The sequence below is a fragment of the Trujillonella endophytica genome, from assembly GCF_900110555.1.
In the GTDB taxonomy this organism is placed as follows: domain Bacteria; phylum Actinomycetota; class Actinomycetes; order Mycobacteriales; family Geodermatophilaceae; genus Trujillonella; species Trujillonella endophytica.
This window is the reverse complement of the sequence record NZ_FOEE01000002.1, coordinates 149643-176400: the sequence shown is the minus strand read 5'-3', so window position 1 is coordinate 176400 and position 26758 is coordinate 149643. Positions and strand designations below refer to the sequence as shown.

Below are 26758 nucleotides of genomic sequence, written 5' to 3'. Positions count from 1 at the left end.
CCCTTCGGTTGGCTTCGCTCTAGCATGATGAGGAATGCACGGCCCCGTCGAATACCGTCTGTGCATGACTTCATCCGGCCGGCGCATGGGAGCGGAGGAGGATCGGTGGATCTCAGGCAGCTCCGCGCGGTGGTGACGGCGGCCGAGACCGGCAGCGTGACGAAGGCCGCGCAGCTCCTCTACCTGGCGCAGCCCGCCGTCTCACGTCAGATCTCCAGCCTGGAGGAGGAGCTGGGGGTCCAGCTCTTCGATCGCACCAGTTCCGGGATGCGACCGACCGCCGCCGGGCTCGCCTTCGTCACCCGTGCGCGGCGCGTCCTGAGCGAGCTCGAGCGTGCGAGGGCCGAGGTGGCGCCCACCCGCGAGGCGGTCACCGGGATCGCGACCATCGGGATCCTCGGTTCTGTTGAACATCTCCTGGCGGGGCCACTCGTCGAGGTGATCGGTCGCAAGCACCCCGGGATCGAGCTGCACCTGGCCACGGCCTACTCAGGCCACCTGCAGCAGTGGCTCGACGACGGAGACCTCGACCTCGCGCTGCTGTACAACCTGACCACCACGCAGTCGGTCCGGGTCCTGCCGCTGCTGCGGGACAAGCTCTGGGCCGTGGCGCCCCGGGAGGCCGGGCTGAGGGCGGACCAGCCCGTCGATCTCGCCACCGTGCTGTCCCACCCGTTCATCATGCCGATCGCCGGTCAGCACGGGATCAGGCTGCTCCTGGACGAGGCCCGCCTGCACTGCGACGTGCAGCCGCGAGTGGTCGCGCAGGCGAACTCCATCGCGCTGCAGACACTCTTGGTCGAAGCCGGTCACGGGTGGACCGTCCTGCCGGGTGCCGGGGTGTCGCACCATGCGCTCGAGGGACGTCTCAGCGCCGCGCCGCTGAGAGCGCCGGAGATCGTCCGTACGGTCGGCCTCGGGCTCCCGCGCGCGGGGAAGACGCCACCAGCGGTCGAGGTCGTGGCGACGGAGCTGCTGACGCTCGTGCGCGCCGCGGTGCGCTCGGGTCGCTGGGCGTCCGCCGAGCTCATCACGAACGCCGTGCCCTCCGAGCTGCCGGCTGTCCGTGACGGAGCAGCGGGCACTGCCTAGCTAGCGCATGCTATTGACGCTGCGGAGTGGTCGCCGTAGCGTCCCGCTATGGCTGGGGTCACACACTGCTCGCAGGGGGCGGCCACCGTCATGTCGGGGGCAGCCGACGGTGCGACTGCCCCTACGCCCCGCCGGAGCCGTCGTCGTGCCGCGAGCCGGCACGGGGCTCCGGCGTGATGCGTCGGGGCCTCGGGCGCCTGCCGAACGGCATGTCGTGATCAAGGATGACAACACGAAGGAGAAGGTGTCGTGAAGACAGGCGTGCTCTCGATGAACACGGACGAGGATCCGATCCCCCCGCTGGAGCTCGCTCGGCTGCTCGAGGACAGCGGCATCGAGTCGATCTTCGTCCCGGACCACTCGCACGTGCCCGTCGGGGCAGACGTGCCCGAGGAGATGAAGGTCGTGTACGGCGGCGAGGAGGAGAAGCGCGATGCGCGCTTCAAGGCCTCCCATGGCGGCCTCCAGCGCGAGTACTACCACAACTACGACCAGCTCACGACGCTGACCGCGATGGCCGCCGTGACGACGACCCTCAAGGTGGGCACCGGCATCTGCCTGGTCGTCCAGCGGGACCCGTTCTTCCTGGCCAAGCAGATCGCGACGCTCGACCATTTCAGCGGCGGTCGGTTGATCTTCGGGGTCGGCGCCGGGGCCGGCTGGAACGCGGAGGAGCTCGAGAACCACGGGGTCGTGCTCAAGACGCGGTGGGCCCTCATGCTCGAGCGCGTCGAGGCGATGAAGGCGATCTGGACCACCGAGAAGGCCGAATACCACGGGGATCACGTCGACTTCAAGCCCCTGTTCAGCTGGCCCAAGCCCATCACGCAGCCGCATCCGCCGGTCCTCATGGGGGGCATGGGGCCGACCGTCGTCGACCGCGCCCTGAGCCACGCGGACGGCTGGCTCCCCGGGCACACCGACGACACCTTCGACGGCCTCGGTGACCGGATCACCGAGTTGCGCGAGCGCGCTGCAGCGGAGGGCAGGACGGTCGACGTCACCCTCAACTTCGGCCGTCTCGACTTCGTCGACCAGTACCACGCCCTCGGCGTCGACCGGGTCCTCTACTCGCTGCCCACCCCGACCACGGCCACCGAGAGCGAGATCCGGCAGTTCATCAAGGACCTGAGCAAGATCGCGCAGGAGGCGGACGAGACCTCGCCGGCACCTGCGGGGGCCTGAGTCCCGGGCGGAACACCCACAGCCCCGGCCCGGCGAGGACGTCGGGCCGGGGCTCGGCTCCTTACGAGCCGATCGACCATGGAGGCGAGTCACATCAAGATCGGGATCCTCGGCGCCGGATTCATCGGCGCCACTCTCACCCGCCGCCTGAGCGAGGCCGGCCACCAGGTCAAGGTGGCGAACTCCCGGGGGCCGGAGACCATCGACCCGGGCATGCTGGTCGCAGGTGCCGTGGCCGTGACCGCCGACGACGTGGTCGTCGACGTCGACGTGCTCATCACCTCGATCCCGTTCAACCGGATGCCGGGGATCGCGCCCTTGGTGGCGCGCACCTCGCCCGACACCACGATCATCGACACCTCGAACTACTACCCGCACCGGGACGGCCACATCCCCGCGATCGACGACGGCCAGGTCGAGAGCGTCTGGGTGTCCGAGCAGCTGGGGCGCCCGATCGCCAAGGCGTGGAACGCGATCCCCGCGGAGTCGTTCGCCGGCAAGGCGAGCAGCCCGGGATCGCCGGGGCGGATCGCCATCCCGATCGCGGCGGACCGCGACGGAGATCGCTCCGTCGCGATGCGGCTCGTCGAGGAGACCGGATTCGACGCCGTCGACGCGGGCGAGATCGCCGACTCGTGGCGGCAGCATCCAGGCGCTCCCACCTACTGCACCGATCTTACCCGTGACGAACTGCGAGCGGCTCTCGCATCGGCGGAGAAGGACCGGATCCCGCGACGGCGGGACCTCAGCATGGCCGTCGTCGGCGAGCGCGTCTCCGGCGACGGAGGCAAGGGCGACGGCTTCGGGGACTGGCTGGTGCAGCTCAACCGGGCGATCTACCTGTAAGCGGGCATCCGGTCGGGGGCGTGATCGCTCGACCGAGCCGTCCCGCTACTCTAGCGATCGCTAAGCAACGTCGAACGGTGGAGGCAGCGTGGAGATCGAGGGCAAGAGCGCACTGGTGACCGGAGGCGCCTCGGGCCTCGGGCTCGCGACCGTACGGCGGCTGGCCGACGCCGGCGCCGACGTCGTCGCGGTGGACCTGCCTCAGGCCGACCGGACCGCGCTGGATGCGCTGGGGGATCGGGTCCGGTTCGCGCCGGCCGATGTCACCGACGAGGAGGGCGTGGCCACGGCGGTCCGACTGGCCAACGAGGACGGTCGCCTGGCCGTCGCCGTCAACTGCGCGGGCATCGGCGTCGCCATCAAGACCGTGGGCAAGAAGGGCGCCTTCCCACTCGCGGACTTCGAGCGTGTGGTGCGGGTGAACCTGATCGGCACGTTCAACGTCATCCGGCTGGCGGCCGAGGCCATGGCGGACAACGAGCCCATCGACGCCGAGCGCGGCGTCATCGTCAACACCGCGTCCGTGGCGGCGTTCGAGGGGCAGGTCGGGCAGGCCGCCTACTCCGCCTCGAAGGGCGGCATCGTCGGGCTGACCCTCCCGGTGGCACGTGACCTCGCGCCGCTCAAGATCAGGGTCGTGACCATCGCGCCGGGCCTCTTCGAGACCCCGCTGCTCGGCGCCCTGCCGGAGGAGGTGCGCGAGGCCCTGGGAGCCCAGGTCCCCCACCCGAGCCGGCTGGGCGACCCGGCCGAGTACGCCCACCTGGTCAGTTCCATCGTCGCGAACCCCATGCTCAACGGCGAGACCATCCGGCTCGACGGCGCGATCCGGATGGCGCCGCGCTGAGTCGCCGGCCCGACGTCCGCCCCGCTATCCCCGTGGAGTCCCCGATGACCTCTCCCGCAACCGCCGAGCCCAGCGAGGAGGCCGCGCTCTACGAGCGATCCGGCCACGTCGCCGTCATCACCCTCAACCGGCCCAGGGCGTTGAACGCCGTGAACGCCGCGCTGTCGACCGCCGTCGGTCACGGTCTGGAGCGTGCAGCCGACGACCCGGACGTCCGGGTGGTCGTCGTGACCGGTGCGGGCCGGGCCTTCTGCGCCGGTGCGGATCTCAAGGAGCTGGCGGCGGGTCGGGACGTGCACGCACCGGATCATCCGGAGTGGGGCTTCGCCGGCCTGGTCCGGCACTGGATCGACAAGCCGGTGGTCGCGGCCGTCAACGGCTTCGCCATGGGCGGCGGCACCGAGATCGCGCTCGCCTGCGACCTCGTCGTCGCCGCCGAGGACGCCACCTTCGGCCTCCCGGAGGTCAAGCGCGGTCTGCTGGCCGCTGCCGGTGGCGTGGTGCGGCTGCAGCGTCAACTGCCGTTCAAGCGGGCGCTCGAGCTGGCCCTGACCGGCGACGGCATCACCGCGCGGCAGGCAGAGCACTGGGGACTGGTCAACATCCTGGCCGAGCCGGGGAAGGCGCTTGCCGACGCCCTGGACCTCGCGGCGCGGATCGCCGAGAACGCGCCCCTGTCGGTGCAGCACACCAAGCGGATCATGCACCGGACCGCCGCGGCGGGATCGGACTGGGACCCCGAGTGGTCACACGGGGAGGTGTGGGCGCTGAACGAGCAGGCGAAGGACGTCGTCTTCGCCACCTGTGACGCCCAGGAGGGCGCCACCGCGTTCGCCGAGAAGAGGCCGCCTGTGTGGCAAGGACGCTGACCTCAGCGGGGGAGTGCGCTACCCCTGCACCCGGTCGGGTGGGCCGGAGTCGGGCCGCAGATCCAGGACTGCGGCCAGTTCACGGAACTCCTCGAGGGGGTCCCGTCCGGGGTGCATGAGCAGTTGCACGGCGACGTGGTCGGCGCCGTGCTCGACGTGGGCCTCCAGGCGAGCCCGCACGGTGTCCGGTTCCCCGTGCACGACGAGGTCGTCGATCAGCGAGTCGCTGCCGCCATGGTCCATCTGCGCGTCGGTGTAGCCGAGCGTCCGCAGGCTGTTCCGGTAGTTGGCGAGCCGCAGATAGGGCTCGGCGACCACCGGACGACCGATGGAGCGCGCGGTGACGGGGTCCCGGTCCAGGACGACCTTCTGCTCGGGTGCCAGGTAGACGGCCGGCCCCAGGAGCTCCCGGGCGTGTGCCGTGTGTGCGGGCGTCACGAGGTAGGGGTGTGCCCCACGGCTCCGGGCGGCAGCGAGCCCGACCATACGGTCGCCCAGGGCGGCGAGGATCCTGCGCTCGGGTGGCACGTCGTGTGCGTCGAGCCGGTCCAGGTACCGCGAGACGGCCGTGTACGGCCTGGTGTACGTGTCCTGGAAGGCCTCGCGGTGGCCGCTGCCGACACCCAGCAGGAACCGCCCCGGGAAGCGCTCGTCGAGGCGGTGGAACGACCGGGCGACCGCGTCCGCGTCGGTGCTCCAGACGTTGAGGATGCCGGTGGCGACGGTCAGGTACCGCGTTGCCGCCAGCAGGAGTTCCGCGGTCCGGAGGGCGTTGTCCCGCGAACCGCCGATCCACAACGTGTCGAAGCCGAGGGCCTCCAGTTCGGCGGCCGACTCCGGCGTCCAGTCCCGCTCGACGCGCCAGATGCCCCAGCTCCGCACGGTGCTCATCTCCCTGTCGTCGTCGGCGGCGCCGGACGTCGGGCTCAGCCTGAGATGTTCCGCTGGGTCGTGCCCTTCCTGATGTCGCGGAAGGGCACGCCACGGTCGGGGGTGTGTGCCCTCGGCATGCCGAGCAGGCGCTCACTGATGATGTTGCGCTGGATCTGGTCCGTGCCGCCGCCCACCGAGTTCGTGAAGGCGTTCATCATCTCGCGGTTGACGTCGTCGCCGGTGCGGTTCTCCGGGCCGTACAGCATCGCCTCCGGACCCAGCATCTGGGCCTTGAACCGGCCCACGGAGTGCAGGATCCGGGAACTGGCGAGCTTGCCGAGGGCCGCCGCCGCGACCTGGCTCTGGGCACTGTCGCTCGCCGAAGACAGTCGCTCGGTCGTCCACTCGTGCACCAACCGCCACGTGTGCAGCTGGACGATGGTCTGGCGGATGGCGGAGTCGTCGGCCCGGCCGGCGCGACGTGCCGCCCGGACGAGGTCTGCCGCGCCGTCGGCGATGGGCGCGAGGGCGCTCCGGTGGTCCCCGGCGGTCTCCTCGGTCCGGCCGATGGACTCCAAGTACTCGCCCAGCCACTCGCGCTCGGCGCCGAGCGCGACCTGCAGGATCGCCCAGCCGTCGTTGATCTCGCCGACCACGTTCTCGACGGGCACGCGCACGTCCGTCAGGAAGACCTCGTTGAACTCGGAGTCCCCCGTGATCTGCTTGATCGGCCGGACCTCGACGCCCGGCTGCTGCAGATCCACGATGAAGAAGCTGATGCCCTGGTGCTTCGGCACGTCCTCGTCGGTCCGCGCGAGCAACGCCCCCCAGGTGGAGTCGAGTGGGCCCGAGGACCAGACCTTCTGGCCGTTGACGATCCAGTGGTCCCCGTCGAGCACGGCCCGGGTCTGGAGGCCGGCCAGGTCCGAGCCCGCATTCGGCTCGCTGTACAGCGCCAGTCCGCCGTCGGCGTCTCCGACGAGAAGATCCCGGACGAACTGCTCCCGCAGCGCCGGGAGGCCGTGGAGAGCGACCACCAGGCCGATCATCCTGACCCACCCGTCGACCACGCCGGGGCCGAGGTCCTGACAGGCCCGGGGCGCGCCGACCGCGGTGAACTCCGCGCCGACGACCTGCGCCAGGCTCTTGCTGAGGCCGAGGCCGTAGGCGTTCTCCGGGAACGTCGGCGCCGCCCAGCCGGCGAGGACCACCTTCTCTCGCCACTCGCGGTCGTCGACTCCCCGCCAGTTCTCGGCGAGCCAGTCGCGCACCTGTTCAGCGAGCCGGTCGGGGGCGATGTCGTTGTCCATGCTGAAGACTCCTCTTCGTGGTCGGGCCGGCTCAGAGGCCGAGGTGGCCGGCCAGCCGCTCACGGTGCTGGGTCGAGTCCCCGAGGAACACGGCCATGGACTTGGCCCGCTTGAAGTAGAGATGGGCCGGCACCTCCCAGGTGAAGCCCATCCCGCCGTGGACCTGGATGTTCTGGTGCGATGCGAGCTCGAAGGCGTCGGAGCAGTAGGCCTTCACCAGGGGCGCGACGGCGGAGAGCTCCGCGCCCTCGTGCCCGCTGGCCGCCGCGAGCCCCACGTGCATGGCCGACCGCGCGGACTCCACCTCGAGCATGACGTCAGCGAGCATGTGCTTCAGCGCCTGGAATGCGCCGATCGGCTGGCCGAACTGGATCCGGATCTTGGAGTACTCCACCGCCATGTCGAGCGCCGCCTGCGCGCCACCCACCTGCTCGGCAGCCAGGGCGACGACGGCGAGGTCCAGGACCTTGCTCAAGGTCGTCCAGCCCGCGCCTTCCACTCCGAGCAGCCGCGCAGGCGTGTTCTCGAAGGTGACGACAGCGACCTTGCGCGTCTGGTCGAGCGTCTCCGTCAGCCGCGTGGTCAGCCCAGGAGCGCCCTTGTCGACGGTGAACAGCGAGACGGAGCTACCGGTGCGGGCCGCCACGACGACGAGGTCGGCGACGTGGCCGTCGAGCACGAAGAGCTTCTCGCCGGTGAGGCGGTACGAGTCGCCGTCCGCCGTCGCCGCCATCTCGATCCCGGCTTCGTCCCAGCGACCCGAGGCCTCGACGAACGCGAGCGCGCCCACGACGTCGCCCGAGGCGATGCCCTCGAGGTACTCCTTCTGCGCGGCCGTGTCTCCGCTCTCCAAGAGGCAGGAGGTGGCCAGGACCACGGTGGAGAAGTAGGGCGCGCAGAACAGCGCCCGGCCCATCTCCTCCAGGACGACGCCGAGTTCGACCCAGGTGTACCCGGAGCCGCCGTGCTCCTCCGGGACGATCAAGCCCTGGAGACCCAGCTCCGACGCGATCTGCCGCCAGACGTCGCGGTCGTACCCCTCGTCGGTGGCCATGAGGCGGCGTACCTCGGACTCCGGTGACCGGTTCGCGAAGAAGGCCCGCAGGGAAGACCGAAGGCTCTCGTGCTCCTCGGTGAAGACCGACACCATGATTCCTCCTGAGGCGCTCCTCCGGGAGCGCGACCGTCGAGCCCAAGGATGGAACGTCTTCGGAGGGTATGTGCGCCCCTGAAAGCGGTCAAGCGAGCGATCGCTAGGGACGGATCTATCGCTCGTTACGCTGCTCGGCTAGGGTGACCCGCAGCACGTTCGGATCGTCCCGCCAATCGCGTGGGATCGCCGGCGGCGCCGCGCAGTCCCGTCTCGTGGATGGAGTCCCCGCATGGCCAGCACGTCCGATCGCCTCCCCCTGGCGGGTGTCCGCGTCGTCGAGATGACCGACGGGTTCCTGGACATGGCGGGTCGGCTCCTGGCCGACTTCGGGGCCGACGTCATTAAGGTGGAGACCGCCGGCAGCCGCGAGCGCGAGGCCGCCGGCAACCCCGAGCGCACACCGGACGTCGACGACACGGACGTCCGTCACCTCATCGAGAACTTCAACAAGTCAGGCGTCGCCCTGGATCCGTCCGATGCGACCGGCGCCGGGCAGCTGTGGCGCCTGCTCGAGTCGGCTGACATCGTCATCCTCGCGAACCAGAGCGCCCGGGTGGAGGCGCTGGACCCGGAAGAGGTCCACTCCCGCCTCCCGCACCTCGTCGTCCTCGCGGTGAGCGACTTCGGGCGAACCGGCCCGTACAAGGACTTCGTGGGCACGGACGCCGTACACCTGGCCCTGGGCTCGCAGCTGAGCCGGTCGGGCTTCTGGCCGCGCGAGCCCGCCCTGGTCCCGTTCGACCTGGCCTACCACTCGAGTGCCGCCCAGGCCGCGTGGGCCGCCCTGGTCGCCTACTTCGAGCGACTGCAGTCAGGGCGCGGCGACCTCATCGACTTCTCCGTCTTCGAGGCGACCATCGAGGTGGTGGATCCGCCCTTCGGTACGGCGGGCACGGCGACGGCCGGCACCAAGCAGACCCAGGCGCCGACGGATCCCTACAGCTCCGAGTGGACCAGGCCCCGGTCCAAGCCCTATCCGATCTATCCGTGCGCCGACGGCTACGTGCGGTGCCTCGTCCTGGCTCCCGGCCAGTGGCGGGCCATGTACGGCTGGCTCGGTGAGCCAGACGAGTTCGCCGACCCCAAGTACCAGACCATCCTGGGCCGGGACCGGGAGCAGGCGGCTCTGGAGCGGGCCTACGTGGAGCTCTTCCGGGACAAGACGAAGGCCGAACTGGCCGTGGAGGGCCAGAAGCGGGGCGTGCCGATCGCCCCGGTCCTGAGCCCGACGGAAGTCGCCGTGCAGGAGCACTTCGAGCAGCGCGGCGCCTTCGTGGACGCCGAGATCTCTCCCGGGCTCCGTGCGGTGATCCCGTCGGGGTTCCTCGAGATCGACGGGGAGCGAATCGGCTACCGGCGGCGGGCCCCCGAGCCGGGGGAGCACAACGCCCTGCTCTCCGACCTCCCGGCCTCGTCGGCGGCGCGGCCGGCAGCGTCCGACCCGGCGGACGGCTCGTCCAGCGCGGCGCCGTCGTTGCCGCTGTCCGGCCTCCGTGTCATCGACTTCGGGAGCATCGTCTTCGGTGCCGAGGCCGGTCGCCTCTTCGCCGACCTGGGTGCGGACGTCATCAAGATCGAGAACGCTGCCTTCCCCGACAAGTATCGCGGTGGCAGCGAACCGGGCTCCCTGATCGCGAAGAACTTCGCGCTGGGCAACCGCGGCCGCCGTAGCTTCGGCGTCGACACCCGGACCGAGGCGGGCCGCGACCTGGTGAAGGGTCTCGTGGCCACGGCCGACGTCGTCGTCTCCAACTTCAAGCCCGGCACGCTCGAGCGTCTGGGCCTGGGGTACGACGAGCTGTCCGCCGTCAACCCGAAGATCGTCTGGATGTCGTCCAGCGGCTTCGGTGACACCGGGGCCTGGGCGTCCTGGCTGGCCTACGGGCCGGCTGTCCGGAGTGCCTCCGGGCTGACCCACCTGTGGCGCTATCCGGACGACCCGGGTGGCTTCGGCGACACCACGACCGTGTACCCCGACCACCAGGCCGCCCGGATGGCCGGCCTGGCCGTCCTCTCCGCGGTGATCCGCAGCCGGGCCACCGGGAAGGGGGCGAACATCCGGGTGTCGCAGGCAGAGGTCGTGCTCAACCACCTGTCCGAGGAGTTCGCCCGGGACGCCCTGGGGCTGTCGTCGCCCGAGGCGAAGGGCGCCCCCTGGGGTGTCTACGAGTGCGCAGGTGACGACGAGTGGTGCGCGATCTGTGTCCGGGACGACGCCGACTGGGCGAACTTCCGCTCGGCGCTGGGGAACCCCTCGTGGGCCGGGGCCGAGGAGTTCGCCGACGCGCATGCACGCCGCGACCACCACGAGGCGCTGGACGGTCACGTCCGAGACTGGGCCGCGAGCCACACGGCCGACTCGGTCATGACACTCCTCCAGTCCCACGGGGTGCCGGCCGGCGCCATGAAGCGGCCGCCCGAGCTGCTCGACGACCCGCAACTCCTCGCACGGGACTACCTGGCGCTCCAGGACCAGCCCGGCTTCGCCGAGCCGCTGAACACGGTGCGGCGCCCGTTCCTCGCCCGTCGGATCCAGAGCTCACCGGTGCGGCCGTCCCCGGAGATGGGGCAGGACACCGTCGCGATCTGTTCCGAGCTCCTCGGCATGAGCGCGGCCGAGATCGATCGACTCACGGGCGACGGCGTGCTGCAGACGGCGGATGGTTCGCGGTAGGCGGCCGAGCGACCGTGCATTCCCGCCGATCGTCAGCCTCGGCGCGACCTTGACGGGAGCAACTGTGACGGGCACCATGAATTATCGATCGATCGCTATACAGATGTTGCCCGCTGCGGTGAACCCGCTCGTGTCCGGCACAGGAAGGAAGGCTCTGTAGATGGACTACGGAGATGCCCTGGAGACGATGCGGATCACCCGCGAGGCGACGGTCGTGACGATCACCTTCACCCGCCCCGACCTGATGAACCGGTTCGACGTCCCGCAGGAGACGGAGTTCATCGAGGCGCTCAAGTTCCTCCGGCACACCGACGACGATGTGCGTGCCGTGATCCTTGCCGCGGAGGGCAAGGCGTTCTCCGCCGGCGGAGACGTGAACACGGTCTTGGCGATGGCCTCTGACTTCGGCGCCCGAAAGCGGGCGGTGGCCGCGGGGCTCGAACTCATGACCGAACTGCTGTCGTTCCCGATCCCGATCGTCACCGCCATCCAGGGCGCCGCGATGGGTCTGGGTGCCAACGTCGCGTTCGCCACGGACGTCGTCGTCGCGTGGCGGGGAGCCCGGCTGGCTGATCCGCACGTGCGGATCGGCGTCGTCGCGGGGGACGGGGGCGCGGTCGTGTGGCCCCTGTCGGCCGGCATCCTGCGCGCCAAGCGGCACCTGCTGACCGGCGATCCGATCACGGCGGAGGAGGGCTACGCCTTCGGCCTGGTCACCGATCTGGTTGACGCTCCCGAGGACGTCCTGCCCTGCGCGCGTGCGCTCGCCGACAAGATCGCGTCCCTGCCGCCCCTGGCCGTCCAGGGGACCAAGCAGGCCCTCAATCGGCTCCTCGGGCAGCGTGCCGGGGAGGTCCTGGAACTGAGTCTCCAGCTCGAGGCCATGACCATGGCCACCGATGACGTCGTCGAGGCGACGACGGCATTCCTGGAGAAACGCCCTGGCGTCTTCAGGGGCCAGTGAGCCCCAGGACGCTCGCACCGATCCGTTCGACCACCATCCCAACCAACGGAGGTCACACCCATCATGACGTCTCTGATCGACGCCCCGGAGAAGAGCACGAAGCAGGCGACGTCCGACGTCGCGCAGAAGTGGGTCGAGGTGGCCCGGTCCCTCGCCCCCCTCGTCGAGGCCGAGCGCCCGCAGGGCGACGAGGACACCGTCGTCACGGCGAAGCTCGTCGAGGCGTGGCGGGACGCCGGCCTGTACCGGCTGCTCCAGCCGAGCCACCACGGCGGTGAAGGTCTGGACGTCGTGAGCTACCTCAAGGTGGTGGAGGAGGTCTCTCGCCAGGACGCCTCTGCAGGATGGGTGTTCGCCCTCCACTCGATCGGCACGATCTTCCCGGGGATCGTCCTCCCCGCCGACAGCTACCGCGAGCTGGTCGGGCCGAACGGCAGTAACACCGCCTGCGGTTTCGCGTTCGGCAAGGTCCCGGGAACCGCCAAGCCCGTCGACGGTGGGTACCTCGTGGAGTCCGAGCCGATGCCGTTCGGCTCCGGCACGCAGCGTGTCGACCGGGTGGCGAGCGCGCTGTACCTGCTGGACGAGAACGGCGACAAGGTGCTCGGTGAGGACGGGAACCCGGTCGTGGTAAACGCCTACATGGACCCCGAGAACATCGAGTGGTTGAACAACTGGCACGCCACCGGCCTGAAGGCGTCCGGCTCCGGTCACTACCGGGTCAAGGAGCACGTCCTCGAGGCCAAGTGGCTCTCGAACGCCCCCGGTGAGCGGTCCTCGGGGACGATCTTCGGCATCGGCTTTCTCGCCACCGCGCACCTGCACCACACCGGCGTCGGGCTCGGGGTGGCGAAGCACGCCATCGAGGAGATCGCCAAGATCGTGAAGGGGAAGCGTCGCGGGGACATCGCGGCCGTCGACGAGCACCCGCTCTTCCAGTACGACTTCGTGCGCATCGACGGCGAGTACCGGGCTGCACGTGCTTTCGTCCTCGGCGCATACCAGGATCTCTGGGATGCCTCTGCCGAGGGGCGCGTGACCGAGCTGCTCGGGGCGCGGGTCGAGCAGGCGGACCTGCACCTGAACCGCGTGCTCCGGGACATCGTGTCCACCGTGTCGGTGTGGGCCGGTTCCGAGGCCATCCCGGCGGACGGCGTCATCGCACGGATCAACGCCGACACCTCCGTCGCGCTGAACCACCTCCTGCTCAGCCCCCACCAGGCCGGCAAGCTCGCGCCGGTGTTGCTCGAAGCAGCCCGGGCCGAATCGGCGATCGGGTCCTGACCTCCTGACATCCGCCTCCGCCGGGCCCGTGGCGGCGGCGGACGTCACCGCGTAGGCCGGGTGCTGACCTGGGGAGTCAGCACCCGGCCAACGCGTTCGGCGAACGGGACCGGGTCCCGACGACAGAACGGCGGAAGTGCCATGACCCACGAGTTCACCGCGCAGCAGTTCCGCCAGGTGCTCGGCCAGTACCCGACCGGCGTCGTCGTCGTGACGGCCACGATCCCGGGAGCACCGCCTGCGGCCCTCACGATCGGATCGTTCTCCTCGGTCTCGCTGGACCCCCCGCTCGTCGCGTTCTACCCGGGCAAGGACTCCAGCACCTGGCCGAAGATCCAGGCGCAGGGCCGCTTCTGCATCAACGTCCTGGGAGCGGACCAGGAGGCGCTGTGCCGGGCGTTCGCCACGAAGGGCGCGGACAAGTTCGCCGGCGTCGCCTGGCACCCGGCGCCGAGCGGCGCGCCGATCATCAATGGTGCGGTCGCCTGGATCGACTGCGAGATGGAGGACGTCCTGACCCTGGGGGACCACTACCTGGTCGTCGGCCACGTCACCGCTCTCGAGACCGAGTCCCAGGACCTACCGCTGCTGTTCTTCCGCGGTGGGTACGGCCGGTTCCTGCCGTCGTCGCTCGCGGCGTCCGAGTCCAGCCTTGCGGAGTTCCTGCCGGTCGTCGAGGCGGTGCGCGCCGAACTGGAGAGCGTCGCCCGCGACTGCGGTTCGGAGTGCAACCTGGCCGCGCAGATCCGCGACGAGTTCGTCGTCCTCGCCGGCGCCGGCGCACAGGCGTCGCCGCGTGGCAAGCGGCCGACCCGCGTCGGCCGCCGCCTTCCCTACCTCGCGCCGATCGGGGCCCCGTTGGCCGCCTGGGGTGACCCGGCAGACCTCGACCGCTGGGTCTCGCCCGTGAGCGACGCGAGTGTGGACGGACTCGAGAGGTGGCAGGACACGCTGGACGTGATCCGCCGGCGTGGCTACGTGATCGGTCGGGGCGACACGCCCTACGCCGCGATGGAGAACGCCATCGACGAGCGGACGGGCCGGGGAGCCGACCCCGCGCTGCTCTCGGCACTGGTCGAGGTCCGGAAGACCATGCTCGACCAGCCGTCGATCGGGAGCTCCGACGACAAGTACGACGTCCGGTCGCTGACCGTCCCGATCTTCCTGCCCGCGGGACGGGTGGTCCAGATGGGCCTGTACGGGCTGCAGGCCGACATGTCCAGCGACACCCTCCGCCGATGCGTCCGCCGCCTGCTCCAGGCGAGCTGGCGCTGTACGGAGTCCCTCGGCGGTGAGATGCCGGCCGGCTTCCCGCTCCCGGGCACCGACCAGCACTGACCGCGGTGCTCGCTCCGAGGCGCTGTCGAGAACCCGTGCCCAGGCTGTGTCGGGTCGAGCTCCGTGGTGTGCTCGGATGGCACGGTGGTCGCGGGTCTCTCCGGTCACCATGACCTGACAGGCTGCGGCGCAGCCCACGAGCCGGAGGCGCCGCACCCGCTCGGACTCGTCGTGGACGTCTCCGTCGTCCTCAGGCGGTCTAGCTGTAGTGCCCAGCAGCGTTGCCGACGGTGATGCGGCTGATCCCGTGGCAGACCCGGACCCGGGAGACCGTCCGGGCCGGCACGCCCAGCTCGGCGCCGAGCCAAAGCGCCCCGGCTCTCCCGGCGACGCAGCTCGACGATGCGGTTCTCCACCTCGACCGGAGTCCGCCGCGGGCTGCTGTGTGGTCGGCTGGACCGGTCGACAAGCCCAGCCTCGCCCTCGGCCTCGGCCTCGGCCTCGAAGCGTCCGCACGCGCGTGCAGGAGATCCCCATCGCCGCGGCGACATGCGCCTGCCGCCACCCGGCTCGCCGGCGGGAAACGATCAACAGCCGGTCATGAACAGTCGTGCGGGCATCACCGTGAGACAGGAGAACCTCCGAGCAGGTGCTGGGCCTTCGACAAGCCACACCCCATGCAGAGGTTCTCCTTCGTTCGAGCCCCGACGACTGTCACCAACGTCCTGGCCCGGTACATCTAGCCCAGAGGGGCGGGGCTGAGGGCGTCCAGGGCCTGCATCTGCTCTGCCGTGAGGTCGAGGTCTCGTGCAGTCATGTTCTCCTCCAGGTGGGAGACGCTGGAGGTGCCGGGGATCAAGAGGATGTTGTCGGCGTGGTGCAGCAGCCATGCGAGGGCGACCTGGCGGATGCCGGCGCCATGAGCGGCCGAGACGTCGGACAGGGCGTCGTGCCCGCCCATGTCGCCACCCCCGATGGGGAACCACGGGATGAACGCGATCCCCTGAGCGCGGCAGTACTCCAGGACGGGCTCGGCTGCCCGGTCACCGATGCTGTAGCGGTTCTGGACGGAGGTGACGTCGAAGAACTCCTGCGCCTTCTCGATCTCCTCGACGGTGACCTCGGAGAGGCCGAGGTGGCGGACCTTGCCCTCGTCCTGGGCCTGGCGCAGGAACGTGAACGTCGCTTCGACGGGTATGTCGGGGTCGATGCGGTGCAGCTGGTAGAGGTCGATCCGTTCGGTCTTGAGCCGGCGCAGACTCCCCTCGAGGGCCTCGCGCAGGTGCTGCGGGGTGGCGTCGTTCTTCAGGGCGGGGTTGGGCCCGTAGCGGACGAGGCCGCCCTTGGTGGCGACGATGACGTCGTCGCTTCGCGGGTGGAGTGCGTCGGCGACGATCTGCTCGGAGGTGAAGGGGCCGTACTGGTCGGCGGTGTCGATGAAGTCGACGCCGAGCTCGACGGCTCGCTGGACGACCTTCTTGGCCGCTTCGGGGTCGGCGGGCATCCCGTAGGTGTCGGGGCCGGTGAGGCGCATCGCGCCGAAGCCCACGCGGTGGACGGTGAGGTCGCCGCCGATGGTGAAGGTGTCCGTGGTCACGTGATCGATGCTCTTCTCGGGGCGGTGATGGGTGGCCGGCTCGGTCTCGGTGGCGTGCGAGCGGAGCTACTGGGTGAGCAGGTCCATGCCGCCACCGGCGTAGCGGTCGCCGACCGCGGCGCCGACCGGCGCGGCCGCGTCGAGGGCGGCGAGCTCGTCGTCGGTGAAGGTGATGTCGGCCGCGGCGGCGTTCTGCTCCAGGTACTTCACGCGCTTGGTGCCGGGGATCGGGACACCACCCTGAGCGATGGTCCAGGCCAGGGCGAGCTGGGACGGGAGGACGTTCTTGCGCGCAGCGAGCTGCCCGACAGCGTCGACGATGCGCAGGTTCGCCGTCAGGTTGTCGCCCTGGAAGCGGGGGTCGGTGTGCCGGAAGTCGGACTCGTCCAGCTGGTCGATCTTGACCTGCCCGGTCAGGAAGCCGCGCCCGAGAGGCGAGTACGGCACCAGGGCGATGCCGAGGTCGGTCAGGGTCTCCACGACGCCGTTGGTCTCGATGCCCCGCTCGAACAGGGAGTACTCGGTCTGGACGGCCGCGATGGGGTGGACGGCGTGGGCGCGGCGGATGGTCGCCGGGGAGGCCTCGGAGAGTCCGATGTGCCCGATCTTGCCGGCCGTGACGAGTTCTGCGAGGGCACCGACGGTGTCCTCGATCGGAACGCTGGTGTCGATGCGGTGCAGGTAGAGGACGTCGATGTGATCGACGTCCAGGCTCCGCAGCGACCCCTCGGCTGCAGCCACAACGCTCTCGGGGCGGCCGTCGACGACACGCTTGCCGACGTTGTCACCCTGCCGGTCAGGAGCGGTCGCGAACCCGACCTTCGTCGCGATGACGACGTCGTCCCGGAACGGAGCGAGGGCGCGGCCCACCAGCTTCTCGTTGTGGCGATCGGCGCCGTAGATCTCCGCGGTGTCGAAGAAGGTGACGCCGAGCTCGACGGCCCGGTGGAGCGTCGTGACGCTCTCGTCGTCGTCCGCCGCGCCGTAGATGGGGCTCATGCCCATGCAGCCCAGTCCCTCTATGGACACGGTCGGACCGGTCGAACCCAGCCGGGTTGTCCTCATGCTCGCCTCCCTAGTGTGGATGTTGCTCGAGGTCGCGACCGCAGCCCCTCCGCGGCTCGCGCCTGCCCGGCCGATCACACGACGCTGTAGCCGCCGTCGACGACCAGGGAGCCGCCGGTCATGTACGAGGAGGCGTCGGTCGCCAGGAAGATCAGCGCGGAGTCCATCTCGTCCTGTCGGCCCAGGCGACCGAGGATGCTGTTCTGCTCGACCATCGCGGAGAGGGCGTCGATCCCCCCGCTGGTCATCTCCGTCTCGACATAACCCGGGCACAGGGCGTTGACCCGGATGCCGCGTCGTGTCGACCACTGGCTCGCGAGGTCGCGGGTGAGGCCGAGCACGCCGGCCTTGCTCGCCGAGTAGGCCGCCTGCGGGAACCGCGAGGCCGTCACGCCGTGGAGGCTGGCGATGTTGACGATGACCGACCCGGGGCGCATCACCGGGGCTGCGGCCTGGGCCATCCAGTACGTGCCCATCAGGTTCACGTCGACGACGGCGCGGAAGTGCTCCGGCGGTTCCTTGTGGCTGGGCACGGTCCCGCCGAGCCCGGCGTTGTTCACGAGGATGTCGAGCGAGCCGAACCGGTCGACGGCGGCCGCGGCCAGGGCCGTGCACTGCTCGGGATCCGTCACGTCCATGACCACGGGGTGAGCGGTGATCCCGTCCGAGCGCAGGGCCGCGCACAGCTCGTCGAGGCGGTCCCCGCGCCTCGCTGCGACGACGACCGACGCACCAACCAAGCCGATGGCCCGGGCGAAGCCCAGTCCGAGGCCGGAGCTGGCTCCGGTGACGACGGCGACCTTGCCGTCCGCGCGGAAGCGCTCCAGGTACTCGCTCATCCGGTCCTACCTCCGATGGCACGAAGACGGGCGGCACGGCCCGTTCGTCCGTCCGCAGAGGTGTTAACCTATCACTCTAGCGAGCGATCGATACCACGCCCATGTGGTGGATCCACGTCCGGCCCGTAGGAGAACTCGTGACCCGAGCAGTCATCGTCGACGCCGTCCGCACCGCATCTGGCCGTGGCAAGCCCGGTGGCGCCCTGAGCGGCGTCCACCCGGCGGCGCTGCTGGCGCAGACCATCCAGCAGTTGCTCTCCCGGTCCGACCTCGATCCCGCGCTCGTCGATGACGTCCTCGCCGGCTGCGTCGTCCAGGTGGGGGACCAGGCCCTCAACATCGGGCGCACGGCGGCCCTCGCGGCCGGGCTGCCCGAGGAGGTGCCGGCGGTGACGATCGACCGCCAGTGCGGGTCGAGTCAGCAGGCAGCGCACTTCGCGGCCCAGGGGGTGATCGCGGGCGTCTACGACATCGTGATCGCCTGCGGCGTGGAGTCGATGAGCCGGGTGCCGATGGGGTCCAACATCTTGACCGGCGACGCGTTCGCCCCCCTCGCCGAGCGCTATCCGGAGGGCATGCCGCACCAGGGGATCGGCGCCGAGCTGATGGCCGCGCGCTGGGGCCTCGATCGTGCGGATCTCGACGCGTTCGCCGCCGAGTCCCACCGTCGCGCCGCCGGCGCCGCGGCGGGGGGAGCGTTCAAGGACGAGATCGTCCCGGTCGTCCTGCCGGACGGTGGGGAGCACTGGGTGGACGAGACCGTCCGCGCGGGCACGACGGTCGACGGGCTCGCCGGTCTCCGGTCGGTCTTCACCGACGAGGCCTTCGCGGCGCGGTTCCCCGAGATCGACTGGCGGATCACCGCGGGGAATTCGTCCCCGTTCACCGACGGCGCGTCCGCCGTCCTCATCATGAGCGAGGAGCGGGCGTCGGAGCTCGGGCTGACGCCGCGGGCGCGGTTCCACGGCTTCGCCGTCACCGGGTCGGACCCGACGGTCATGCTCAGCGGGGTCATCCCGGCGACCCGCCGTGCGCTCGAGCGCGCCGGGCTCGGCATCGACGACATCGACGCCTTCGAGGTCAACGAGGCCTTCGCGTCGGTGCCCCTGGCGTGGGCCCGCGAGCTCGACGTCGACCTGGCGAAGGTCAACAAGCGCGGTGGGGCGATCGCCCTCGGCCACCCGCTCGGTGCGTCCGGCACCCGGCTGCTCACCACCATGGTGAACGAGCTGGAGTCGACCGGCGGGCGCTTCGGTCTGCAGACCATGTGCGAGGGCGGCGGGATGGCGAACGCCACCATCATCGAGCGCGTCTGACCCTCCCGACCGACGCCCCTGCCCCCTCCGCCGACGACGGAGGGTGCAGGGGAGTCGGTCGTGTGGGGGGTGCGCCCGGGGGAGCCTGGAGCGTCAGCCCGCGTCGCCTGCCGATCGCGTCACCACTCGGACTCATAGGTGGCGTCGCGAGGCTCGACGGCCCCGCGGTTGATCCCGAGCGGGATGTTGAAGAAGTCGAACGCCGGGTCGTAGGGCTGTGCCAGGACGACGTCGTACACGGTCACGCGGTGGAGGACCTTCCACTCGCCGTCCCGCTTCTCGAAAAGGTCGCGGTACCGGCCCCAGTTGAAGCCGACCGTGGCCTCCTTGACGTCTCCCAGGTTGTCATTGGCGCCGGCTCCGTAGACCCCGGTGAAGATGAAGTACGTCTCGACCCGGGTCTGGTCGCCCTCCCGCGAGAGGATGCGCGGGACGCCGATGAGGTGGTGGCGGGCTCGCTCCGTGTCCCCGCGCGCGGCGCGGGCTCGGTCGAAGAACCCGGCCGCATCGCCCTCGTACATGCCGTGGTTGTCCGTGCCCTCCGGCCAGAAGATGGAGTCCATCAGGTCGGAGTCGGCTCGGTCGACGGCCCGCGCGTAACGGAGCATGACCTCGTGGATGGCCTGGACCTCGAGCAGTCGGCGGAGGTCGGCGATCTCGGCGTCAGACAGAGTCATGTGACGTACCGTACAAGCGGTGCCGATCGTACGCTAGCTAGTGTCTGGGCCGAGGCGCGTGGCCGCCGGGCGAGCGCTCCCGCCGCCACGCCTCGATCTCCGGCCTCCCTGACGCGGGGGCTCGGCCCTGCCCTATCGAGGAGCTGTCGTGAACCAGCCGTACGGTCTGCCCGCCGAGGTGGAGGACCTCCGTCAGCGCGTGCGGGCCTTCGTCCGCGACGTCGTGATCGACGCCGAGCCGGTGCCGGGCGACCGCCTCGCGGCCGAGACCCGCGCCGAGTTGCAGGCCGCGGCCAAGGCCGCCGGGGTGTTCGCGCCGCACGCGCCTCGTGAGTACGGCGGCCAGGGACTCGCCATCGAGCACTGGTCGCCGGTCTTCCAGGAGGCCGGCTACTCGCCGATCGGTCCCAGCGTCCTGAACTGCATGGCGCCCGACGAGGGCAACATGCACATGCTCGAGCTCATCGCGACCGATGAGCAGAAGAGCCGCTATTTGGAGCCTCTTGTCCAGGGGCGGGAACGGTCGTGCTTTGGCATGACCGAACCGCACCCGGGAGCGGGGTCGGACCCCGAGGCGCTGCTCACGACCGCGCGGCGCGTCCCGGGCGGCTGGGTGATCGACGGCGAGAAGCGGTTCATCAGCGGCGCCGTCGGTGCCGCCTTCTGCATCGTCATGGCTCGGACGGAAGACGACGGCGAGTCCCCCGCGGGGGCGACGATGTTCCTCGTCGACATGGACAACCCGGGCGTGCGGATCGGTCGGCACATCCACACCGTCGACCGGTACATCGACGGCGGCCACCCGCACGTCCACTTCGACGGGTGCCGGGTCGACGACGCCGCCGTCCTGGGCGGGGCCGGCCTCGGCTTCCGCTACGCGCAGGTCCGCCTCGGGCCCGCCCGGCTCACCCACTGCATGCGGTGGCTGGGTCTGGCCCGCCGGGCGACGGACATCGCCCTGGACCGCGCGCAGACACGGGAGATCTTCGGCTCCCCGCTGCACGAGCTCGGACTGGCGCAGAACCTCATCGCCGAGTCCGTCATCGACATCGAGACCGCGGACGCCGTCATCACCAAGACGGCGTTGCTCCTCGCGTCCGACCCCAGGGCCGGGTCGGCTCTGTCCTCGGTGGCGAAGGTGCACTGCTCGGACGCCGTCTTCCGGATCATCGACCGGGCCATCCAGCTCTGCGGCGGAGACGGCGTCTCCGACGGCCTGCCGCTGGCCCAGTACCTGAACGAGGTCCGTCCCTTCCGGATCTACGACGGCTCCAACGAGACGCACAAGTGGGCGATCGCCCGCCGAGCGTCGTCGGCGCGGCGGAAGGCCGTAGCCTCGGGCGAGCCCTTCCAGGGCGTGGCCGTCGAGCGGATCGACTGATGCAGACGCAGGCCGACGGGGTCGAGGTCGTCGCCACCGCGGGGGAGGTCCGGCCGGACCGGCCTCAGCCCCTGCTCGTGCTCGATGCGGTCACGGCCTTCTTCGACGCGCACGGGCTGGGCGGGGGAGCGGTCGCCTGGGAGCGCACCGGCGACGGCCAGTCCAACATCACCTACCTGATCCGGCGCGGTGCCGACGCCTTCGTGCTGCGGCGCGGGCCGCGTCCGCCGCTGCCCAGGTCCACGCACGACATGGTGCGTGAGGCGCGCATCCAGCAGCTCCTGCACGGTTCCGGTGTGCCGGTCCCCAGGATCCTGGCGGTCTGCGAGGACGAGACGCTGCTCGGGGTGCCGTTCTACGCCATGGAGTGGCTCGACGGAGCCGTCATCACCGACACCGTGCCGGAGGCGCTGGACAGCGAGGAGCAGCGGCGGGCCACCAGCGCAGCGCTCGTGGGCGCCCTGGCCGAGCTGCACTCCGTCGACGTGAGCACCGGACCGCTCGCGGCCTTCGGTCGGCCGGAGGGCTACCTCGAGCGGCAGGTCTCCCGCTTCGCCGGCCTGTGGGACACGAACACGACGCGCGTCCTCCCGGAGGTGGACCGCCTGGCCGGCTGGCTCCGTGACAACCTCCCCTCCAGCGAGGCAGCCGCGGTGGTCCACGGCGACTACCGGCTGGGGAACGTGATGTTCCGCCGCTCGGCCCCCGCCACCCCGCTGGCGATCCTGGACTGGGAGATGGCCACCCTCGGCGACCCGCTCGCCGACCTCGGCTACCTCACGGCCACCTACAGCGACCCCGGCGCGATCCCGAACCCGCTCCACCTCAGTCCCGTGACGGCTCGTCCGGGATACCTGAGCAGTGCCGACCTCGCCGGCGACTACGCGGCCCGCACCGGTGCGGACCTGCGGGCGCTGCCCTGGTACCAGGCGCTCGCGCTGTGGAAGGCCGCGATCTTCTCCGAGGCCATCTACACCCGCTGGTTGGACGGTCAGCGCCCGGACGACACGACGTTCGCTCCGATGCTGGAGGCGGGCGTCCCCGCTCTGCTGCACGCAGCCTCGGAGCGCGCACACCTCACCTGACCGCGCGAGGGGTCCGAGGCGTCGGGCGGGGCCGTGACGGTGGTCCGCACACTCCATTGCCCGGGCGGGGAGCCCTCGGACCGGTGCGTCACCGCACCGGTTCCCCGACCCGGATGAGGACCCTGCCCGCCGCGCGGCGCTGGTCCAGCTCCCGGAGCGCGGAGGGCACCTCGTCCAGTCCGAACACCGAACCGATCGGTGGATCGATCGCCTTGGACTGCATCAGCGGCACGAGGTCGCGCCACTGGTCAGCCGCGTGACCCGGCTCGGACTGCCAGACCTCGGCGGCCCCCGCGCCCATCACGGTGGTGTTCGTCAACAGCAGCCGGTTGACCTTGAGGGTGGGGATCTCGCGACCGGTGAAGCCGAGGACGACGAGCCGGCCGTGGCGGGTCAGGGAGCGCAGGGAGTCGAGGAAGCGGTCCCCGCCCACGGGATCGATGACGACATCCACACCCCGCCCGTCGGTGATCCGGCGGACCGCTTCGCGGAAGCCGTCGACCGCCACGACCTCGTGCGCTCCGGCGGCGCGGGCGACCGCGGCCTTGTCCGGGGTGGACGCGACGGCGATCACCCGCGCCCCGTAGGCGGCTGCGAGCTGACAGGCAGCGCTTCCGACTCCTCCGGCCGCGCCGTGCACCAGCACGGTCTCACCCGCCGCAAGCCGCGCTCGGAGGGCGAGCGCGAAGTGCACGGTCAGGTAGTTCAGCGGCAGCGCGGCGCCCTTGTCCAACGGCACGTCTGCGGGCAGCGGGAAGACCATGGCGGCGTCGACGGCGACGGTCTCCGCGAATCCGCCGATGATCGGCATGGCGGCCACGCGGTCGCCGGCGCTGAAGCCAGCGGCGTCCTCGCGCACCACCCCGGCGACTTCCCATCCCGGGGTGAAAGGCAGCACGGGGCGCAACTGGTACTCCCCGCGGGTCTGGAGCACGTCCGGGAAGACGACGCCGGCGTATGCCACGTCGATCAGCACCTGCCCCGGATGCGGCACCGGGTCGGCGATGTCACGGACCTCGACCGAGTCGGGACCTGTCAGCGACGAGATGACTGCTGCGCGCACGGGTTCCTCCAGAAGCTGTGGGGGGAGTAGCCGGAGCAACTCGAGCAACCCCGACCGGGGGTCCGCGTGGACGTCACGGGAGTGTTTGAGTGATGGGCAGTTGGAGGTCTCCCGTGACTTCTTCGAGGAGCGCCGTCGTGTGAGCGCCGAGGCCGAGCGCCCGTGCCCGCTCGATGTCGGCGGGGGTGTCGACGTCCTGGCGGAGCCCGCCGAGCCTTGGCAGGAGGATCTCGTGGGCCCCCTCGAGGACGTGCCGGGCTCGAGAGTTGCAGCCGTAGTGCGGAGCGAACGGCACACCGGCCCGCGCGGCGAAGAGGGTCGTCCCCTTACCGGAGGCATCCGGGACGAAGGACGTCTCCCAGGTCCGTGCGCAATCCAGGGCCCGCTGCAGTTCTCCTGGGCGGAGTGCCGGTACGTCACCGGTCAGTGCGGCGACACAGGCCCCGGGACGCTTGGCGAGGCACGCGCTCGCGCCCCGTCGGAGTGCGTCGTTGAGTGAGTCCGCGGGATCGTCTGCAAGGAAGTCGCAGCCCGGCGGGTCCAGATGCGCGAGCCATCGTCGGTCCCGGGTGAGGACGAGGACGTGCCGTACTTCATCGCATGTGAGGACCGCGTCCAGGACGTCGCGTGCCATGGCGATGGTGAGTTCGCGGCGCAGCGGAACCGGGAGTCGCAACCGGGACTTGGCTTGGTCCAGCGGTTTGAGGGGAATGACGACGGACCAACCGGGCGCACGGCTCACGGGGGCGCGAGGGAGAGGGTGAGGTTGCGGCGGCCCTCGTCGGAGCGGGCGGTGGCGAGGCGTTCGGCGGACGGGGTGCCGTACTCGGTGGTGCGCTGGCGGGCGGGGCGGCCGATGGAGGCGGCGATGGCTTCGAGTTCGGCGATGGTCTTCAGCGAGCCGTTCTCGCTGCCGGCCATCCGGCTGATCGTCTCCTCCATGAGGGTGCCGCCGAGGTCGTTGACGCCGCCCTGGAGCACGGCTTTGGTGCCGGTCTCGGCGAGCTTCACCCACGAGGTCTGGATGTTGGGGATCCGGCCGTGCAGCAGCAGCCGGGCGACGGCGTGGATCGCCCGGTTCTCCCGCACCGTGGGCCCGGGGCGGGCGACGCCGGCGAGGTAGATCGGCGCGTTGTGGTGCACGAACGGCAGCAGCACGAACTCGGTGAACCCACCGGTGGTGTCCTGGATCCCGGCGAGCGTGCGCAGGTGCGCGACCCAGTGGGCCGGGGTGTCGACGTGGCCGTACATCATCGTCGACGTCGTGGGGATCCCGACGCGGTGCGCGGTCGAGATGATCTCGACCCATGTCGCGGCGGGCAGCTTGCCCTTGGTGAGCACCCAGCGGACGTCGTCGTCGAGGATCTCCGCCGCCGTCCCCGGCACCGAGTCCAGCCCGGCCTCCTTCGCCGCGGTGAGGAACTCGGTGAACGACAGCCCGGTCCGCGCCGACCCGTTCACGATCTCCATGGGGGAGAAGGCGTGCAGGTGGATGCCGGGCTGCCGGCGCTTCACCTCGCGGGCCAGGTCGAGGTAGGCGGTGCCGGGCAGGTCGGGGTGGATCCCGCCCTGCATGCAGATCTCGGTCGCGCCCGCGGCCCACGCCCGGTCGACCCGCTCGCCGACCTCGGCCAGGGACAGGGTGTAGGCGTCGGCGTCGGTGCGCCGCTGGGCGAACGCGCAGAACCGGCAGCCGGTGTAGCAGACGTTGGTGAAGTTGATGTTCCGGTTCACGACGTAGGTGACGTCGTCACCGTTGACGTCGCGGCGGACCGAATCGGCCAGCGCCGCGAGTGCTTCCAGGTCCGGCCCGTCGGCCCCGAGCAGCGCCAGGTACTCGGCGTCCGACAGCCCGGCCGGGTCGCGCTCGGCGTGCGCCAAAGCGGCCCGCACCTCCGGGTCGCCGGCGGCGAGGGCCGTGGTGTGCCCGTCGCGGGCGCTCACCGTGCGGTCGCGGAGCTCGGACCAGTCGCCGTAGACGGCGTCGAAGTCGCTGCGCCGGTCGTCGGTGCGCCCGACGGTGTCGACCTCGACGTGCAGGTCGACCCGGCCGGACGACGTCCACGCCTCGTCCGGTTCCTGCCACGGCAGCCCGGCCGGGATGCGGCCGGTGACGGCGAGCCCGTCCGGCCCGGCCAGCGCGGCGACGTGCGGGCGCACCCGCGGGTCCAGCCACGGCTCGGGCGCCAGCACGTACGGCGGCTGCGCGGCGAGGCGCTCGCGCAGGGTGAACCCGGCCTGTTCGGACAGCTTGGCCAGTTCCACCAGGTTGGGCCAGGGCCGCTCGGGGTTCACGTGGTCCGGCGTCAGCGGGGAGACCCCGCCCCAGTCGTCCACGCCGGCGCGCAGCAGCAGGCCGAGCTCGGCGGAGTCCGACAGGTTCGGTGGTGCCTGCACCCGCGCCTTGGGGCCGAGCAGCAGCCGGGTGACGGCGACCGCGGCGACGTACTCCTGCAGTTCCAGGTCGTCGGTGGCGGCCATCGCGGTCCGCGGCTTGGCCCGGAAGTTCTGCACGATCGTCTCCTGCACGTGCCCGTGCCGCTGGTGCGTGGCGCGGATCTGCAGGATCGCGTCGATCCGCTCGGCCGGCGTCTCGCCGATCCCCAGCAGCACGCCGGTGGTGAACGGGACGGCGGAGCGGCCGGCGTCCTCCAGCACCCGCAGCCGGACCGCGGGCTCCTTGTCCGGGCTGCCGTAGTGCGGGCCGCCGGGCTCGGACCACAACCTCGTGGCGGTCGTCTCCAGCATCATCCCCATCGACGCCGCGACGGGCTTGAGCCGCTGGATCTCCTCCCACGACAGGACGCCCGGGTTGAGGTGGGGGAGCAGCCCGGTCTCCTCCAGCACCCGGATCGCCATCGCCCGCAGGTAGCCCAGCGTCGAGTCGAAGCCGTGCGCCTCCAGCCACTCCGCGGCCACCGGCCAGCGCGCCTCGGGGCGGTCGCCGAGGGTGAACAGCGCCTCCTTGCACCCCAGCGCCGCCCCCGCGCGGGCGACGTCGAGCACCTCGTCGGGGGACAGGAACGGCGCCTTGCCCTGGGCCCGCAGCTGGCCCGGCGTGGTCACGAACGTGCAGTAGTGGCAGCGGTCCCGGCACAGGTGCGTCAGCGGGATGAACACCTTGCGGCTGTAGGTCACGATCCCCGGCCGGCCGGCCGACGCCAGCCCGGCATCCCGGACGCGGGTCGCCGCAGTCAGCAGCCGGTCCAGCGGTTCACCTACGCCCAGACCGCGGGCGGAGAGCAGCGCCTCGGCCTCCGCGGCATCGAGCGCGACCCCGCGCTCGGCCCGGGCGAGGGCACGGCGGAGAGCATGGCCGGAGTGGGACGGCTCAGCCATCGGTCTCCTTCGGAAATGCGG

Annotated in this window: 22 protein-coding genes and 1 pseudogene; 12 read left to right on the top strand and 11 right to left on the bottom strand. The window is 71.0% G+C overall.

What is annotated here, in order from left to right:
• Positions 1-105: 105 nt before the first annotated feature.
• The 5 genes from BMY88_RS03795 to BMY88_RS03775 all read left to right on the top strand — a co-directional run bounded on the left by BMY88_RS03795 (position 106) and on the right by BMY88_RS03775 (position 4839).
• A complete protein-coding gene (locus BMY88_RS03795) occupies positions 106-1092 on the top strand; it encodes a LysR family transcriptional regulator (protein ID WP_091940371.1) in 987 nt (328 codons plus the stop codon).
• A gap of 249 nt (positions 1093-1341) precedes the next feature.
• Complete coding sequence (locus tag BMY88_RS03790) at positions 1342-2277, top strand: LLM class F420-dependent oxidoreductase (protein ID WP_091940368.1); 936 nt, start codon at positions 1342-1344, stop codon at positions 2275-2277.
• A 78-nt stretch (positions 2278-2355) separates the two neighbouring features.
• Positions 2356-3123 carry an NADPH-dependent F420 reductase gene (locus tag BMY88_RS03785; protein ID WP_211435475.1) on the top strand — a complete coding sequence of 256 codons (768 nt, stop codon included), beginning with the start codon at positions 2356-2358 and terminating at the stop codon, positions 3121-3123.
• Between the two features lie 88 nt (positions 3124-3211).
• Positions 3212-3970: a 3-hydroxyacyl-CoA dehydrogenase gene (locus BMY88_RS03780; RefSeq protein WP_091940366.1), complete on the top strand. Its 759-nt coding sequence runs from the start codon at positions 3212-3214 to the stop codon at positions 3968-3970.
• A 44-nt stretch (positions 3971-4014) separates the two neighbouring features.
• On the top strand, positions 4015-4839 hold the full coding sequence (locus tag BMY88_RS03775; protein WP_091940364.1) for a crotonase/enoyl-CoA hydratase family protein: 825 nt from the start codon (positions 4015-4017) through the stop codon (positions 4837-4839).
• 18 nt (positions 4840-4857) lie between these two features.
• On the opposite strand, the gene BMY88_RS03770 is transcribed toward BMY88_RS03775, so the two are convergent.
• The 3 genes from BMY88_RS03770 to BMY88_RS03760 are packed head-to-tail and all read right to left on the bottom strand — an operon-like array spanning position 4858 to position 8172.
• Positions 4858-5730 carry an LLM class F420-dependent oxidoreductase gene (locus tag BMY88_RS03770; RefSeq protein ID WP_091940363.1) on the bottom strand — a complete coding sequence of 291 codons (873 nt, stop codon included), beginning with the start codon at positions 5728-5730 and terminating at the stop codon, positions 4858-4860.
• 35 nt (positions 5731-5765) lie between these two features.
• A complete protein-coding gene (locus BMY88_RS03765) occupies positions 5766-7022 on the bottom strand; it encodes an acyl-CoA dehydrogenase family protein (RefSeq protein ID WP_091940361.1) in 1257 nt (418 codons plus the stop codon).
• 31 nt (positions 7023-7053) lie between these two features.
• Complete coding sequence (locus BMY88_RS03760) at positions 7054-8172, bottom strand: acyl-CoA dehydrogenase family protein (protein ID WP_091940359.1); 1119 nt, start codon at positions 8170-8172, stop codon at positions 7054-7056.
• A gap of 232 nt (positions 8173-8404) precedes the next feature.
• Here BMY88_RS03760 and BMY88_RS03755 point away from each other — a divergent pair, with 232 nt between their 5' ends.
• From BMY88_RS03755 to BMY88_RS03740, 4 genes are all read left to right on the top strand, one after another.
• Positions 8405-10849 (top strand): CaiB/BaiF CoA-transferase family protein, encoded by a 2445-nt coding sequence (locus BMY88_RS03755; protein ID WP_091940356.1) that lies wholly within the window; start codon positions 8405-8407, stop codon positions 10847-10849.
• 187 nt (positions 10850-11036) lie between these two features.
• A complete protein-coding gene (locus BMY88_RS03750; protein ID WP_091940828.1) occupies positions 11037-11813 on the top strand; it encodes an enoyl-CoA hydratase/isomerase family protein in 777 nt (258 codons plus the stop codon).
• A gap of 63 nt (positions 11814-11876) precedes the next feature.
• A complete protein-coding gene (locus BMY88_RS03745) occupies positions 11877-13097 on the top strand; it encodes an acyl-CoA dehydrogenase family protein (protein ID WP_091940354.1) in 1221 nt (406 codons plus the stop codon).
• A gap of 141 nt (positions 13098-13238) precedes the next feature.
• The gene (locus tag BMY88_RS03740; protein WP_091940352.1) at positions 13239-14435 is read left to right on the top strand and encodes a flavin reductase; all 1197 of its coding nucleotides are present in this window, start codon (positions 13239-13241) and stop codon (positions 14433-14435) included.
• Positions 14436-14694: 259 nt separating this feature from the next.
• Here BMY88_RS03740 and BMY88_RS24280 read toward each other — a convergent pair.
• From BMY88_RS24280 to BMY88_RS03720, 4 genes and pseudogenes are all read right to left on the bottom strand, one after another.
• Positions 14695-15008 (bottom strand): annotated as a pseudogene (locus tag BMY88_RS24280) (helix-turn-helix domain-containing protein); the annotation flags it as partial.
• Between the two features lie 106 nt (positions 15009-15114).
• Positions 15115-15972, bottom strand: a complete 858-nt coding sequence (locus BMY88_RS03730) for an aldo/keto reductase (RefSeq protein WP_244524431.1) — start codon at positions 15970-15972, stop codon at positions 15115-15117.
• Positions 15973-16038: 66 nt separating this feature from the next.
• Complete coding sequence (locus BMY88_RS03725) at positions 16039-17037, bottom strand: aldo/keto reductase (protein ID WP_091940348.1); 999 nt, start codon at positions 17035-17037, stop codon at positions 16039-16041.
• 74 nt (positions 17038-17111) lie between these two features.
• Positions 17112-17876 carry an SDR family NAD(P)-dependent oxidoreductase gene (locus BMY88_RS03720; protein ID WP_091940346.1) on the bottom strand — a complete coding sequence of 255 codons (765 nt, stop codon included), beginning with the start codon at positions 17874-17876 and terminating at the stop codon, positions 17112-17114.
• Positions 17877-18013: 137 nt separating this feature from the next.
• Here BMY88_RS03720 and BMY88_RS03715 point away from each other — a divergent pair, with 137 nt between their 5' ends.
• A complete protein-coding gene (locus BMY88_RS03715) occupies positions 18014-19192 on the top strand; it encodes a thiolase family protein (protein WP_091940344.1) in 1179 nt (392 codons plus the stop codon).
• A 119-nt stretch (positions 19193-19311) separates the two neighbouring features.
• On the opposite strand, the gene BMY88_RS03710 is transcribed toward BMY88_RS03715, so the two are convergent.
• On the bottom strand, positions 19312-19869 hold the full coding sequence (locus BMY88_RS03710; RefSeq protein ID WP_091940342.1) for a nuclear transport factor 2 family protein: 558 nt from the start codon (positions 19867-19869) through the stop codon (positions 19312-19314).
• A 148-nt stretch (positions 19870-20017) separates the two neighbouring features.
• On the opposite strand from BMY88_RS03710, the gene BMY88_RS03705 reads away from it, so the two are divergent.
• Both BMY88_RS03705 and BMY88_RS03700 read left to right on the top strand, forming a co-directional pair.
• A complete protein-coding gene (locus BMY88_RS03705) occupies positions 20018-21250 on the top strand; it encodes an acyl-CoA dehydrogenase family protein (protein ID WP_091940340.1) in 1233 nt (410 codons plus the stop codon).
• A complete protein-coding gene (locus tag BMY88_RS03700; RefSeq protein ID WP_170860951.1) occupies positions 21250-22335 on the top strand; it encodes a phosphotransferase family protein in 1086 nt (361 codons plus the stop codon). The genes BMY88_RS03705 and BMY88_RS03700 overlap by 1 nt, the downstream gene beginning before the upstream one ends.
• A gap of 88 nt (positions 22336-22423) precedes the next feature.
• Here the strand turns inward: BMY88_RS03700 and BMY88_RS03695 are convergent, their stop codons facing one another.
• The 3 genes from BMY88_RS03695 to BMY88_RS03685 form a co-directional block, all read right to left on the bottom strand.
• Entirely contained in the window at positions 22424-23398 is a 975-nt protein-coding gene (locus BMY88_RS03695; protein WP_091940337.1) for an NADPH:quinone oxidoreductase family protein, read from the bottom strand.
• A gap of 73 nt (positions 23399-23471) precedes the next feature.
• Positions 23472-24140 (bottom strand): 2-phospho-L-lactate guanylyltransferase, encoded by a 669-nt coding sequence (gene cofC / locus BMY88_RS03690; RefSeq protein WP_091940335.1) that lies wholly within the window; start codon positions 24138-24140, stop codon positions 23472-23474.
• Positions 24137-26737: a bifunctional FO biosynthesis protein CofGH gene (locus BMY88_RS03685; protein WP_091940332.1), complete on the bottom strand. Its 2601-nt coding sequence runs from the start codon at positions 26735-26737 to the stop codon at positions 24137-24139. The genes cofC and BMY88_RS03685 overlap by 4 nt, the downstream gene beginning before the upstream one ends.
• Positions 26738-26758 lie beyond the last annotated feature (21 nt).

What these genes read in the sequence shown, in the direction of transcription:
- BMY88_RS03785 (WP_211435475.1), top strand. Translation starts at nt 2,356, where the DNA reads ATGGAGGCGAGTCACATCAAGATCGGGATCCTCGGCGCCGGATTCATC.
- BMY88_RS03775 (WP_091940364.1), top strand. Translation starts at nt 4,015, where the DNA reads ATGACCTCTCCCGCAACCGCCGAGCCCAGCGAGGAGGCCGCGCTCTAC.
- BMY88_RS03770 (WP_091940363.1), bottom strand. Translation starts at nt 5,730, where the DNA reads ATGAGCACCGTGCGGAGCTGGGGCATCTGGCGCGTCGAGCGGGACTGG.
- BMY88_RS03765 (WP_091940361.1), bottom strand. Translation starts at nt 7,022, where the DNA reads ATGGACAACGACATCGCCCCCGACCGGCTCGCTGAACAGGTGCGCGAC.
- BMY88_RS03760 (WP_091940359.1), bottom strand. Translation starts at nt 8,172, where the DNA reads ATGGTGTCGGTCTTCACCGAGGAGCACGAGAGCCTTCGGTCTTCCCTG.
- BMY88_RS03755 (WP_091940356.1), top strand. Translation starts at nt 8,405, where the DNA reads ATGGCCAGCACGTCCGATCGCCTCCCCCTGGCGGGTGTCCGCGTCGTC.
- BMY88_RS03750 (WP_091940828.1), top strand. Translation starts at nt 11,037, where the DNA reads ATGCGGATCACCCGCGAGGCGACGGTCGTGACGATCACCTTCACCCGC.
- BMY88_RS03745 (WP_091940354.1), top strand. Translation starts at nt 11,877, where the DNA reads ATGACGTCTCTGATCGACGCCCCGGAGAAGAGCACGAAGCAGGCGACG.
- BMY88_RS03740 (WP_091940352.1), top strand. Translation starts at nt 13,239, where the DNA reads ATGACCCACGAGTTCACCGCGCAGCAGTTCCGCCAGGTGCTCGGCCAG.
- BMY88_RS03725 (WP_091940348.1), bottom strand. Translation starts at nt 17,037, where the DNA reads ATGAGGACAACCCGGCTGGGTTCGACCGGTCCGACCGTGTCCATAGAG.
- BMY88_RS03720 (WP_091940346.1), bottom strand. Translation starts at nt 17,876, where the DNA reads ATGAGCGAGTACCTGGAGCGCTTCCGCGCGGACGGCAAGGTCGCCGTC.
- BMY88_RS03710 (WP_091940342.1), bottom strand. Translation starts at nt 19,869, where the DNA reads ATGACTCTGTCTGACGCCGAGATCGCCGACCTCCGCCGACTGCTCGAG.
- BMY88_RS03700 (WP_170860951.1), top strand. Translation starts at nt 21,250, where the DNA reads ATGCAGACGCAGGCCGACGGGGTCGAGGTCGTCGCCACCGCGGGGGAG.
- BMY88_RS03685 (WP_091940332.1), bottom strand. Translation starts at nt 26,737, where the DNA reads ATGGCTGAGCCGTCCCACTCCGGCCATGCTCTCCGCCGTGCCCTCGCC.